Annotated in this window: 3 protein-coding genes and 1 pseudogene; all 4 read right to left on the bottom strand. The window is 39.9% G+C overall.

Translation table 11 applies throughout. The features are described from left to right. Window positions 1-20: 20 nt before the first annotated feature. The gene (locus ACAM22_RS00360) at window positions 21-11,453 is read right to left on the bottom strand and encodes a DUF1542 domain-containing protein (protein ID WP_369606782.1); all 11,433 of its coding nucleotides are present in this window, start codon (window positions 11,451-11,453) and stop codon (window positions 21-23) included. 419 nt (window positions 11,454-11,872) lie between these two features. Continuing rightward, window positions 11,873-12,253: pseudogene (locus ACAM22_RS00355) on the bottom strand (hypothetical protein); the annotation flags it as partial. 7 nt (window positions 12,254-12,260) lie between these two features. Beyond that, window positions 12,261-13,187 (bottom strand): Rpn family recombination-promoting nuclease/putative transposase, encoded by a 927-nt coding sequence (locus tag ACAM22_RS00350; protein ID WP_265472227.1) that lies wholly within the window; start codon window positions 13,185-13,187, stop codon window positions 12,261-12,263. Window positions 13,188-13,287: 100 nt separating this feature from the next. Then, complete coding sequence (locus ACAM22_RS00345) at window positions 13,288-14,976, bottom strand: alpha-L-fucosidase (RefSeq protein WP_261052211.1); 1,689 nt, start codon at window positions 14,974-14,976, stop codon at window positions 13,288-13,290.

The following is a 14,976-nucleotide window of genomic DNA, read 5'->3' as shown; positions in this document are numbered from 1 at the left end:
TTTATCAAACAATCTACCAATTAAGCTTCTTCGTCTTCTTTACGACGACGGCCTGCAAGACCAAGACCAAGTAATGCACTTGCGGCAGCTGCTACCATAGCTACAGTAGAATCTGCTGTACCTGTATTTGGCAATTCTTTAGCTGCTTTACGCGCGTTTGTTGTTGCTTCTTGGCTAGCATTAGCTGCTGCTTGAGCAGTAGCTGGAGCTACAGCTGGTTTTTGAGCAGCTTGGTCGTTAGCTGGAGTTGCATGATCAGTTGATGAAGCAACTTTCGCCATGAAGTCTTCGATACGTTTAACCATTGCATCCACTTCTGCTTGACTTGCGTCTGCATTAGCAAATACTTTCTTAGCATCTGCTGATAATGCATTCGCTTCTTTTGCAGTTTCTGCATCAAACTTAGCTGATTCTTTGATGATCAATTCATCTAATTGACGAATAGCACCTTCTAACTTAGCTTTATCCACTTTTGCGTCAGTGTTAGTAGCTCCGTTATTGCCTCCACCATTTGATGGTACATATGGACGTTGTTTAAAGATATCTTTAGCTACGATTGTGTAAACTTTACCATCTTTAGTAATTACAGTTGCGTTTCCTGCTTTGTCGAAGATAACTTCTAATACATCAGCATTTGCTCCTTTAATCTTAGCTTTTGCAGCTTCTTTTTCTGCATCTGTTAAGTTATTGAAGTCTGCTACTGTTTCTTTTTCGAAGTCAAGGTTGATGTTTTCACCATTGTTCTTAGCTGCAACATCTTTAGCATCTTTAACTAATCGAGCTGCTGGAATTGTTGCTGTCTTACCTTCTGGAGTTGTGACTGTCGCATTTCCGTTTTCGTCTACTACTACAGTTGATCCTGGGTTGACTGCTTTAATTGATTCTTTAACTTTTTCAATTTCATCAGCTGTTAATTTAGCTTTATCTCCAACTAACACTCTAGTTGCTGGTGTATTTACACCATTTTGTTGAGTTGGATCAGTTAATTTATCTTCTGGAATTACTAAGTCAAGTTCTGGGATTACTAATACTGTTCCATCACCTTTAGTAACGATTACATCACCTTTATCATTTACTACTACAGTTGATCCTGGGTTTACATCCTCTACTGCTTTCTTAACTTTTGCTTTTTCTTCATCTGTTAAGTTAGTTGGATCTTTTACTACTGTCTTAGTTGCTGGTGTATTTGCTCCATTTCCTGCATTTGCTTTACCTGCGTCTGATGCTGACTTAGTTAAGTCTGTTGCTGGAATTGTTGCTGTTTTACCTTCTGGTGTTGTTACTGTTGCGTTTCCTTTATCATCTACAACTACTGTTGCATCTGGGTTTACAGCTTTAACTTTATCTTCGATCGCTTTCTTCTCTTCTGGAGTTAAGTTAGCTGGATCTTTAACTTCTACCTTAGATGCTGGTGTGTTTACTGCATTTCCTGCATTTGCTTTACCTGCATCTGCTGCTGACTTAGTTACGTCTGCTGCTGGAATTACTGCTGTATTTCCTTCTGGGGTTGTTACTGTTGCGTTTCCTTTATCGTCTACTACAACTTTAGATCCTGGGTTGACTGCCTCAATTGCTTTCTTAACTTTTGCTTTTTCTTCATCTGTTAAGTTGGCTGGATCTTTAACTTCTACCTTAGATGCTGGTGTGTTTACTGCATTTGGTTTAGTTGCAGCTGCTGGATCTTTCGTCAAGTCTGCTGCTGGAATTACAGCTGTCTTACCTTCTGGAGTTGTGACTGTCGCATTTCCTTTATCATCTACAACTACTGTTGCATCTGGATTTACAGCTTTAACTTTATCTTCGATCGCTTTCTTCTCAGCGTCTGTAAGTTTTTCTGGATTTGCTACTGCTGTCTTATCTGCTGGTTTAACGATGTCGTTGCCTGCATTTGGTTTAGTTGCAGCTTCTGGATCTTTCGTCAAGTCTGCTGCTGGAATTACGGCTGTCTTACCTTCTGGAGTTGTAACTGTCGCATTTCCTTTATCATCTACAACTACTGTTGCATCTGGGTTTACAGCCTTAACTTTATCTTCGATCGCTTTCTTCTCAGCGTCTGTAAGTTTTTCTGGATTTGCTACTACTGTCTTATCTGCTGGTTTAACGATGTCGTTACCTGCATTTGGTTTAGTTGCAGCTTCTGGATCTTTCGTCAAGTCTACTGCTGGAATTACAGCCGTCTTACCTTCTGGAGTTGTGACTGTCGCATTTCCTTTATCATCTACAACTACTGTTGCATCTGGATTTACAGCTTTAACTTTATCTTCGATCGCTTTCTTCTCAGCGTCTGTAAGTTTTTCTGGATTTGCTACTACTGTCTTATCTGCTGGTTTAACGATGTCGTTACCTGCATTTGGTTTAGTTGCAGCTTCTGGATCTTTCGTCAAGTCTGCTGCTGGAATTACAGCTGTCTTACCTTCTGGAGTTGTGACTGTCGCATTTCCTTTATCATCTACAACTACTGTTGCATCTGGATTTACAGCTTTAACTTTATCTTCGATCGCTTTCTTCTCAGCGTCTGTAAGTTTTTCTGGATTTGCTACTACTGTCTTATCTGCTGGTTTAACGATGTCGTTACCTGCATTTGGTTTAGTTGCAGCTTCTGGATCTTTCGTCAAGTCTGCTGCTGGAATTACGGCTGTATTTCCTTCTGGAGTTGTAACTGTCGCATTTCCTTTATCATCTACAACTACTGTTGCATCTGGGTTTACAGCTTTAACTTTATCTTCGATCGCTTTCTTCTCAGCGTCTGTAAGTTTTTCTGGATTTGCTACTACTGTCTTATCTGCTGGTTTAACGATGTCGTTACCTGCATTTGGTTTAGTTGCAGCTGCTGGATCTTTCGTCAAGTCTGCTGCTGGAATTACGGCTGTATTTCCTTCTGGAGTTGTAACTGTCGCATTTCCTTTATCATCTACAACTACTGTTGCATCTGGGTTTACAGCCTTAACTTTATCTTCGATCGCTTTCTTCTCAGCGTCTGTAAGTTTTTCTGGATTTGCTACTACTGTCTTATCTGCTGGTTTAACGATGTCGTTACCTGCATTTGGTTTAGTTGCAGCTGCTGGATCTTTCGTCAAGTCTGCTGCTGGAATTACAGCTGTCTTACCTTCTGGAGTTGTGACTGTCGCATTTCCTTTATCATCTACAACTACTGTTGCATCTGGATTTACAGCTTTAACTTTATCTTCGATCGCTTTCTTCTCTTCTGGAGTTAAGTTAGCTGGATCTTTAACTGCTGTCTTATCTGCTGGTTTAACGATGTCGTTGCCTGCATTTGGTTTAGTTGCAGCTTCTGGATCTTTCGTCAAGTCTGCTGCTGGAATTACAGCTGTCTTACCTTCTGGTGTTGTGACTGTCGCATTTCCTTTATCATCTACAACTACTGTTGCATCTGGATTTACAGCTTTAACTTTATCTTCGATCGCTTTCTTCTCAGCGTCTGTAAGTTTTTCTGGATTTGCTACTACTGTCTTATCTGCTGGTTTAACGATGTCGTTGCCTGCATTTGGTTTAGTTGCAGCTTCTGGATCTTTCGTCAAGTCTGCTGCTGGAATTACGGCTGTATTTCCTTCTGGGGTTGTTACTGTTGCGTTTCCTTTATCGTCTACTACAACTTTAGATCCTGGGTTGACTGCTTTAACTTTATCTTCGATCGCTTTCTTCTCAGCGTCTGTAAGTTTTTCTGGATTTGCTACTACTGTCTTATCTGCTGGTTTAACGATGTCGTTACCTGCATTTGGTTTAGTTGCAGCTTCTGGATCTTTCGTCAAGTCTGCTGCTGGAATTACAGCTGTCTTACCTTCTGGGGTTGTGACTGTCGCATTTCCTTTGTCATCTACAACTACTGTTGCATCTGGATTTACAGCTTTAACTTTATCTTCGATCGCTTTCTTCTCAGCGTCTGTAAGTTTTTCTGGATTTGCTACTACTGTCTTATCTGCTGGTTTAACGATGTCGTTGCCTGCATTTGGTTTAGTTGCAGCTTCTGGATCTTTCGTCAAGTCTGCTGCTGGAATTACAGCTGTCTTACCTTCTGGGGTTGTGACTGTCGCATTTCCTTTGTCATCTACAACTACTGTTGCATCTGGATTTACAGCTTTAACTTTATCTTCGATCGCTTTCTTCTCAGCGTCTGTAAGTTTTTCTGGATTTGCTACTACTGTCTTATCTGCTGGTTTAACGATGTCGTTGCCTGCATTTGGTTTAGTTGCAGCTTCTGGATCTTTCGTCAAGTCTGCTGCTGGAATTACAGCTGTCTTACCTTCTGGGGTTGTGACTGTCGCATTTCCTTTGTCATCTACAACTACTGTTGCATCTGGATTTACAGCTTTAACTTTATCTTCGATCGCTTTCTTCTCAGCGTCTGTAAGTTTTTCTGGATTTGCTACTACTGTCTTATCTGCTGGTTTAACGATGTCGTTGCCTGCATTTGGTTTAGTTGCAGCTTCTGGATCTTTCGTCAAGTCTGCTGCTGGAATTACGGCTGTCTTACCTTCTGGAGTTGTAACTGTCGCATTTCCTTTATCATCTACAACTACTGTTGCATCTGGATTTACAGCTTTAACTTTATCTTCGATCGCTTTCTTCTCAGCGTCTGTAAGTTTTTCTGGATTTGCTACTACTGTCTTATCTGCTGGTTTAACGATGTCGTTGCCTGCATTTGGTTTAGTTGCATCTACTTCTGATTTGAATAAATCTTCTGATGGGATTGTCGCAGTAGTTCCATCTTTCAGTGTAACTGTCGCATTACCATCTTCATCAAATTTAACAGATTTAGTTTCTGGGTTTAATTCTCTTAATTTTTCTTCTACTTTAGCTTGATCATCCGGATCATTTGCTTCACCGGCTACTTTGTCTGCTGGTTTAACAATTTTACTATTTCCTGCATCTGGGTTAGAAGTATCTTCTTTAGTTCTTACTAATTCTGATGCTGGAATTGCTGCAGTTTTACCATCTGGAGCAGAAACAGAAACAGTTCCATCTTCATTGATTGTTACGATAGCATCTGGATTTACCTCTTCAACTTTAGCAACAATCTTAGCTTTCTCTTCGTCAGTTAAGTTCGATGGATCTTTTACGATAACTTTATCAAGTGGTTTGTTAATGTCATTTCCACCTTTACCGTTATCTAATTGGTCCTCAGTTTTCACTAATTTTGTCGGATTGATAATTCCTTTATCGCCAGCTTCTGTTGTTACTTCGATGTTTCCATTTTCATCATATTTAACTTCTTTAGCTGTTGGGTTAACTTTCTTAACTTCTTCTAAGATTTTAGCTTTTTCTTCATCTGTTAATGCACTTGGATCTTTTACTAATACTTTATCAATTGGTCTGTTTACTTCTCCAATTGCTTTAATAGCCGCCTTATCAGCTTCTTCTATTGTATTAACATCGTCTACACTACTTACTGCATCAATTGCTGCTTTAGATTTTTCAGCAGCTTTATCTACTTTAGCTTTTAATTTAGCTTTAGCTTCAGGAGTTAGATCGTTACGCGCATCGATTTCTGCTTTCTTAGCTGTTGCTTCTTCATCAATTGCTTTACGAGCATTTGGTTTATCTTCTACAACTGGTACAGATTTTTCAATTTCACCTTCAGCTGCTTCTTGAAGTTGCTTAACTTCTGCATCTGTTCCAGCTTTATCGATTTCTTCCTTAGCTTCTTCTGCTTGAGCTTTAGCTGCATCTGCTGCAACTTTCTTCTCTTCATCAGTAGCATCTGGAGTATTAGCAATATCTTCCAATTGTTTTGCTAATTTATCTTCGATTGCTTTCTTGGCTGCTGGTTTAGTTACTGCTTCTGGATTTACAGCTTTAACATCTGCTACACCTTTATCTTTTGCACCATCTACTGCTTTTTGAGCTTCTGCTGCTTTTTCTGGTGTTTCTGCATTAGCTGGTTGATCATTGATCGCATCTGTTGCTTCTTTAGCTTTATCTTGAGCTTCTTTCTTAGCTGCTGCTTTTTCTTCGTCAGTTAAGTCTTTACGCCCGTCGATTGCTTCTTCTTTCTTAGCTAACTCTTTTGCAATTTCTTCTTTAGCTTTTTCTTTCGCTACTGGATTTACTTTCGCAACTTCTCCAGTACCAGCATTTTTCGCTGCATCTACTGCTGCATCTGTTGTTGCTGCATCGATTGCTTTCTTAGCGTCATCTGCTGCTTTCTCTGCTGCTTTCTTAGCTTCATCTTTTTCTGCTGGAGTTAAGTCTTCACGTGCGTTAATTGCGTCTACTTTAGCTTTAAGAGCTGCATCTACTGCTTTTTTAGCTTCTGGTTTCTTAGCCGCTACTGGATCTACAGCTTTAACATCTGCTACACCTTTATCTTTTGCACCATCTACTGCTTTTTGAGCTTCTGCTGCTTTTTCTGGTGTTTCTGCGATAGATGGTTGAGCGTCGATTGCATCTGTTGCTTCTTTTGCTTTCGCTTGCGCATCTTTCTTAGCTGCTGCTTTTTCTTCGTCAGTTAAGTCAGGACGTGCATCGATTGCTTCTTCTTTCTTAGCTAACTCTTTTGCGATTTCTTCTTTAGCTTTTTCTTTCGCTACTGGATTTACAGCTTTAACATCTGCTACACCTTTATCTTTTGCACCATCTACTGCTGTTTGTGCTTCTGCTGCTTTTTCTGGTGTTTCTGCGTTATCTGGCTGTGCGTTAATAGCATCTGTCGCTTTTTTAGCTTTTGCTTGAGCATCTTTCTTAGCTGCATCTTTTTCTTTGTCAGTTAAGTCAGGACGTGCATCGATTTCTCCAACTTTCTTAGCCAATTCATCTGCGATTGCTTGCTTAGCTGCTTCTTTCGCTACTGGGTTTACAGCTTTAACATCTGCTACACCTTTAGCTTTAGCTGCATCTACTGCATCTTGAGCTGTTTTAGCTGCTGTTGGTGTAGTTGCTACATCTGGCTGCTTGTTAATAGCGTCTGTTGCTTCTTTTGCTTTTGCTTGTGCTTCTTCCTTAGCTTTTGCTTTCTCTGCATCTGTTAAATCTTTACGTGCATCGATTGCTTTTTCTTTTTCTGCTAATTCATCTGCGATTGCTTTTTTAGCCGCTTCTTTAACTACTGGAGTTACATTTGCAACTGCTGTAGTTCCATCTGCTTTAGCTTTATCAACTGCTGCATTTGTAGTTGCTGCATCAACAGCACCTTTAGCTACGTCTGCTTGCGCTTTTGCTACTTCTTTCGCTTTAGTTTTCTCTTCTGGAGTTAAATCTGTGCGAGCATCGATTTCTTGGTTTTTAGCTTCTAACGCTTTATCGATTGCTTTTTTAGCTTCTGGTTTAGCTTTAGCTACTGGATTTACTGCAGTAACTTCATCTACACCTGTTTCCTTAGCTGCATCTACTACATCTTGAGCTGTTTTAGCTGCTGCTGGTGTAGCTGCTGCATCAGGTTGTTTTGCAATTTCAGCTAATTGAGCGTCAGCTTTATCTTTTGCTTCATTCTTAGCTGCTGTTTTTTCTTCATCAGTTAAGTCTGTACGCTTATCAATTTCGCTATTTTTATCTTCTAATGCTTTTGCAATTGCTTTCTTAGCTTCCGCTTTGGCTACTGGAGTTACATCTGCAACTGCTGTAGTTCCAGCTTCTTTAGCTTTAGTAACTTCTGCATCTGTTTTTGCTGCATCGACAGCTTCCTTAGCTTTATCAGCTGCTGCTTTTGCTGCTTCTTTAGCTTTAGTTTTCTCTTCTGGAGTTAAATCTGGACGAGCATCGATTGCTTTGTTTTTCGCTGCTAACGCATCGTCAATGGCTTGCTTAGCTGCTGGTTTCTTAGAAAGTACAGGATTATCTGTTTTAATCTTGTCAGTTCCTGCTTTTTCTACTTTATCTAACTCAGGTTTAGTTGTAGCAGTAGAGTTAGCAATATCTTCAAGAGCTTTAGCTTTATCTGCATTTACTTGCTCGATTGCTTTATCTTTTTCTTCTTTAGTTGCTTCTGGGTTATTGTTAATAGCCTCAATTTGTTTCTCAGCTGCTTTATTAACCTCATTGATAGCTGGTTGTTTATCTAGAGTTACAAATTCTGACAATGGTTTTTTATCTGTAGAACCGTCTGTGTATGTTACTACAAGATTTCCTTGGTCATCTTTTGTTACTGAGGCAATCTTAGCCTTAGCATCTGCAGCATCTACAGTTTTACCTTTTTTGTCAGCTAAGTTAGCATCATCATTGTTATTAGAGTACTCAATTTGTAGTTTTTCTTTGATTTTCTCTAATTCTGCTTCTGTTACGTTAGCTGGATCTGTTACAGCAACTTTTTCAGTTGGAGCTGCAATGTCATATTTAGATGTTTGGTTTTTAACGATGAACTGAACATATCCTGGTTTTTGTTGACGTACTGCATCATCAGTTGTAGCGTCATAGTTTTGACCTGCTGGGAATGAGCTTGCATTATCATTGTCATTAGCAACAACAAAACTTGTCCATTGGTTTGGAGCTGTAAGTGTTGTAACACCTGTCATCTTGATAGTTGCTGTTCTCTTATCGTCAGATACTTTTCCTTCGCCATTTGTAACTACATCGTTATCAATCTTACCTGTTGTAAATCCATAACCTGCAGTGTTATCATTTCCAACACCACCTGGTCCACGTAGGTACAAATCTTTAACTTCTGCATCATCTGAAGCTTTGAATGTTAAGTCAGTATTTTCACCAGTATAAACATAGATTTGTTTCTTATCTGGGTTTGAGTATGGAAGTTCTACTGTTGGTGCTGGGTTTGTACGTGCAAAGTCAGTTAATGGTTTAGTATCTTTAGAACCGTCTTTATAGGTTACTACAACATTGTTTCCATCTTTAGTGATGCTTTCAATACGATCATCTTGATTTTCTACTTCTGTACCTTTTTTATCAGCTAGATTTTTATCTGGGTTTTCGGTAGAGTATTGAATTTTAATATTTTTCTTAATCTCATTAAACTCAGCTTCTGTGACATTATTAGCATCTACTACAGGAACTTTTGTCTCTGGAGTTTTAATGTCATATTTTGCTGTTTGAGCTTTTAGTTTGATAGTGAATGAACCTGGGTCTTTCGCATATGAATCACTAGTTGCAATATTAGAAAGTTCTCTTCCATCAGTATCTGTAGCTGTTGCATAACGAGTTACAATTTTAAGTTCTTGATCTGGCTCTTTAGGGAAGGAACTTGCAGGAATTCCAGAGTTATCTTTTGAAATGTTCCCTTGAATTTTTACGATAGCAGGATTCTCAGCTGTTGCTACTGTTTCAGTAGAAATTTTTTCAACTGTTGTATTGAACTCATTATTCAATACATTTGGATTTGATGCATCTTTAACTGGCGATTCATTATTTCCACCACGTAAAACGTTTGCTGATGCTATTTTTCCTGAATCATCTGTAAATTTAATAGGAATTTCAAAATCTTCGTTTGCATACACGTAAACATCTTTTTTACCATCTAATGAGTATGGAATTTCAACTGTTGGAGCTGCGTTAGTACGGGCAAATTTAGTTAATGGTAATGTATCTGTAGATCCATCTTTATACGTTACCACCATATTATTATCTACTTTTGTAACAGATTTAATCTTGTCTGCTTTATCGTCAACATTTTGACCTTGTTTCGCAACTAAGTTAGCATCTGTATTCGTTTTAGAATAGTGAAGTTTGATATTAGCATTGTTTGCACCAACTAGTTTCTTAAACTCTGCATCTGTTACGTGATTAGCATCAACTACTGGGAGTTTATCAGCTTCGTTTTCAGGTGTTGTAACATCATATTTTTGAGTTTGTGGCTTAAGCATGACACGGAAGGCACCTGGGTCAGTTGCATTTCTTGCACTTCCTCCAATTTCTCCTCCATCAGCATCTGCAACTCGTAGGAAACGCCATCCTAAAGCTACTCCTGGAGGATTTTCTCCTCTAGTCGCTGCATTTAAATTGTCTTGTGTAAATGTCCCTTCAGGTGCTGGTCTACCTGAGTAAGTAATTACCGCTGGATTTGCATCTGTTGCTGGCGTCTCAGTAGTAATAGTATTCGCTGTGTATCCATATTGAGTACTAATTTTATTTGTCTCACCCGGAACTGTAGCAAATTCTTGGTTACCACCTTGTCTTAATGTTGCGCTTGAAATTTTTCCGCTATCATCTTTGATTTTAATACCAAATGAGTTTTCTTCCGCACCGTAAACATAAATTTCTTTAGCCGCTGCATCAGAGAAAGGAAATTCAGCTGTTGGTTTTGCGTTTACACGTGCGAAGTCAGTTACTGGTCTTTCAGCTGTTGTACCATCATTATAAGTAATAACAACTTTATCACCTTTTTGAGTAACTGTATCAATCTTACCGTTAAGGTTGTTTCCGTCACCTGCTTGTAATCCAGCTTTAATTTTATCTAATTCTGCTTGTTGAAGTTGTGCTGGGTCAGCTACCGCAACTTTATCAAAGTTTGCAGCTTTATTTGCTAAATCTTCTGTGTATTTTACGTTTTGTGAACGAACTTTGAAGAACACTTGATATGCTGGATCAGATGCACCTTCGTTGTCGATTTCATTGTTACTTGCATCTTTAGCACGAACTTTACGTGATACTACTGTTGAACCATTAGGCCATGGCTTACCATTAAGGCGTGGTTGTAAAACCCCTGTAACAGAAAGTGTAGCTGGTTGGGCAGCTGTGGCAGTTGTTTCACCATCAATATTAGAGTTATTTAATCCATAACCTATATTAACGTCTTTTCCACCTCCCATTTTTTGCATCCAACCTTTAACAATCTTACCGCTGTTATCTGTAATCTTGATACGGTCAATAATCTTTGTTTCTTCTGTTGGAGTTACCCAGAAAGTTTGAGATGCTGGATCATCATAGTCAATTGATACTTTTGGTTTTTCTGTATCAGTTTCCGCACGGAAAGCATTATTTTTGTCTAATTCTTTACCGTTACGAGCATCATTAGATCCTGTGTTTTCGATTGAGTTAGATTCTGATTTTTTCTCAGTGTTTTCTGCTGTTTTACCTACAGTTTCTTTACCTTCAGTTGTATCTACTGCTGGAGTTTCTTTTTTCTCTACAGGTTTGTTTTTTAATTTAGAGTTAACTGTAGTGACAAGTTTGCTGTAAGCTTTTTTGAGTTCAGCTTGAGTAGTTGCGTTCGCTAATGTAGCTTTTGCAGATTCTAGTTCAGCTTTTAATACTGCAACACTTTCTTCTGTTTTGTTATCGTAAGAACCGTTAGAAAGTTTTGTTTCAATTTCTGAAATGTAGCTTTCAAGTTGGGTCTTGTCCAAAGCTGGAGTTGCTGGCTGAGCAGCAGCTGTGTCTCCAGGTTGGATTTGATCCGCTTGAACAGATACAGCTCCATTCCCTAAGAACATGAAAAGAGCAGCGACCGCTACACTAGCCGCTCCAAAACTATATTTACGGATCGAGTAACGCGTGACCTTTTCACGGTGCAGACGTTCAACACGACTCATAGATGGTTTGTTTTCCATTATTTTCTTTTCTCCTTTTATGAGGTTAATTGTCTTGATTTCCACATGACACCTGCATACAGAAATCTACAATTTACATTTTATCTTATTTTCAATATATATGCAAATGATTTGATTTTAAATTTTCGCAAAAAAAAAAAAAAGCGTTTTGGGAAAGTAAGGAATTTTCAGATAAATTGGTTTTGTATGTTTTCTCGTTTTTGTAAATAAATAATTCACATGTTTTTATAACGAATTTGCTTTTATTTTAATTCCATCCATAAAGATAGCGCATTCATATAGGATTGGTAGTAAAATAAATAAGTTTGAAGGTTGAAACAAATTATTTTTGCACTGCATAAGAAAAAATTATTGGTAAAACATATAGACAAAAAATAAAACATGCCACCTCATTTCGGTAACATGTCATCGTTTTCTACTTACAACAAGGCCTCAAACTCAGCCACGGTCATTCCCAATTGATGGCTAGCAACCTCGGAAGTCAGAAAACCTTGACGAACTAGATTTACTAGCATAGACAAACTTCCTTCAACTTTTCCTCGTTCAAGTCCACGCTCTAAACCTTGTTCAATACCTTCAGCCCTAGCTGTTTCCAGGGCATAAGCATGTGCTAACAAGGCTTGTTCTTCGCGCATACGTAGTTGACTAAACATTTTCCTGTCCTCCTCGGACCAGCTCTTGTAGTCCAGCAGTTGGTCTGCTTGGCTGATGGCTCGCTCGGGTTCTTGGGTAAAGGGTTTATTCCCAAAAAACTCCAACCACGGCTTGCGAACCTCATCTTTGCTGGTTTCTCTGTATTTTTAGGTCTTATTTATGATGGTCTTTCAATAGCTCCTCAAACTCAGCCACGGTCATGCCTAATTGATGGCTGGCAACTTCAGGTGTTAGAAGACCTTGACGTACTAGATTTACTAGCATAGACAAACTTCCTTCAACTTTTCCTCGTTCAAGTCCACGTTCCAACCCCTGTTCAATACCTTCTGCCCTAGCAGTTTCCAAGGCATAATCATGTGCTAACAAGGCTTGTTCTTCACGCCTGCGTTGTTCACTAAACATTCTCCTGTCCTCCTCGGACCAGCTCTTGTAGTCCAGCAGTTGGTCTGCTTGGCTGATGGCTCGCTCGGGGTGCTGGGTAAAGGGTTTATTACCGAAAAACTCCAACCACGGCTTGCGAACACTATCCTTGCTGGTTTCTCTGTATTTTTTTAGTTCTAAGAACGCCATCTTAACCAAATGGTTTTCTTGACCGTTACTTGTGATAGTTAAGACTTCACCCGTCGTGTCCTCTCGCATGCTGAAACTGTGGAAAGCCAAGTCATCTGAGAAGTAATTACTATCGACAATAGCAATAGCGTATACTGGGGCAATGTGTTTGTAGCTCTGGTGAGTATCACCTTCTCGTTGGCGGATTTTTTCAAGATTTTGATTAACCTGACTGCACAAGTAAGCCCACAGGCGATTGATGAAAAAATTCTGATGATGAACTTGGATTTCAATAATTACTTGCGTTCCATTATCTAGCTCCGCCAAGACGTCTATACTAGTATAGAAATCCTGTGCCGAGTAAGGTACGGAAGGCAAGACGTGAATGTTACTTCCCTCCAAAATGGTTACATTTTTGGCTGGCAAGTCCAACATATCGCGAATAAATTGACAAGTGATTTCTGGATTGCTAAAGATTTTCTTAGCTACCAAGTCATTTGTTGGGCTGATGCCCGGATGTCTTAAAGTCATCCATTTCCTCCTTCTATTATACCATATTTTTAAATCTAATTTTGCTAGATTCGATGGTTCTAACTATTTATTCGAAAAGGAAATGAATTGTGAAGATATTTTATCTCGTTTCAACTAAAATATGAGCTTGATCAATCAACTGTCCATCAACAGTCATATTCAGATAGAAATCCAAGGTCTTATCAGCAGCAAAATACAGGGTTGGTATGCTCAAATCTTTTTTGCATTCCCCAGCTTGGAATTGAAGAACTTGAATCTCGTCCTGATAGGCGACACCATGGACACCTGTCCCCGGTTGAATCGAAATCTTAGCCTCCAAAGGAGTGTCACTTTCGCTACGTTCAATCCTAAAATGAAGAGTCTCTCCCTTTGCCACAGCTAGACTTTTTTCTGCAAATGCTAGTCCCTGAACAACTTCTTTTTTTGATAAGCTAGGAGTTTTATAGAGTGAAATCTTGGTCAGTACAGGTAAATCCTGCGACTCTGTAATCATCACGCGCACCTTCTGTGCCTCTACTAGCGGACCTCGCAGGAGACGCTTATGACCAACTGTGAAGCCCGTACCAAATTCTTGCCAGACGCCGTCCACCTCTACTTGCACATGAAAAGCAGCGATTCGTTGCCCTAGCTTCAAATCTTCTCTTAACTCAATTACATCAAAAGTTTTAGGAGATCCTAAGTCGAGTTCTAACTGGATTGGCAAGCCTACGTCGCTTGCCCAAGAGCTGGTCTTAAGACCATCTGTCAAATGGTGACAGGCAAAGTCTGCGGAAAGAGCTGGACCAGATACCTCAGCTCCCAGAGCTAAATCTTCTTTATAGAGCTCATTGCGATAAGCCGCAAATTCATAGAGGCGCTTGATATCTTTATCGTCAAAGAGCCCATCTTGATTCGGCGGAATATTAAGTAGGAGCGGGGTTCCTCTCCCCACTGAGTGAAAGTAGATTTCGACCAACTCCTCAAGAGACTTAGGATCCTGCTCTTCATGGTAAAACCAACCCGGCCGGATGGAAACATCTGCCTCTCCGATTGAAAAAATCGTTCCCGAGGGATCTCCGTGCTGAAGATAGTCCAGCTCTGCTTCTGTTCCTAGTTTGTCAGGATTCACCTTTTGCCATAGGGGATCACCTGCATACCCTCGTTCATTGCCAATCCAGCGGATACTAGTGCCTTCTGTTGAAAAAATTAAGCAATCTCCCTGCAGGTCACGAATGGTTTCAAACCATTTTTCAAATTCATAATTAACCTTTTGAGCGCCCTCTCCTCTGGCACCATCCATCCAGACCTCAGCAAATTTCCCTCCATTTCCATAGGCAGGATTTGATAAAATTTCCTTCAGCTGAGCCAGATAATAGGCATTATAATCCGCTTCTCGGTCCACATGATAGAGTGGGCTGTGGGCATCCCAGGGTGACAGGTAGACTCCCATATCCATATCAAACTCTGTGACAGCCTGGGATACTTCAAGGAGCAAGTCCCCCTCTCCATTCCTCCAAGGACTGGCCTTGACCGAATAATCTGTGTGAGCTGTCGGATAGAGGACAAAGCCGTCGTGGTGCTTGATCACCAAAATCAACTTTTTAAAGCCCATTTCCTTGAGCACGCGAACCCACTCACGCGCATCTAACCTGGTCGGATTAAAGCGTTCAGGTTCCTCCTGACCTGTCCCCCATTCCTGGTCATAAAAGGTATTAGGCCCAAAATGGATAAAGGCTGCTAGTTCATCCTCTAAATAAGCTAGCTGGGCCTGACTAGGCAAGGGCCCATGCGGTTTTATTTCTCTTACCAT

The organism is Streptococcus sp. SN-1, from assembly GCF_041154385.1.
Classification (GTDB): domain Bacteria; phylum Bacillota; class Bacilli; order Lactobacillales; family Streptococcaceae; genus Streptococcus; species Streptococcus mitis_CT.
Note: the sequence above shows the minus strand (reverse complement) of the source record. Positions and strands in the feature narration are given on the sequence as shown.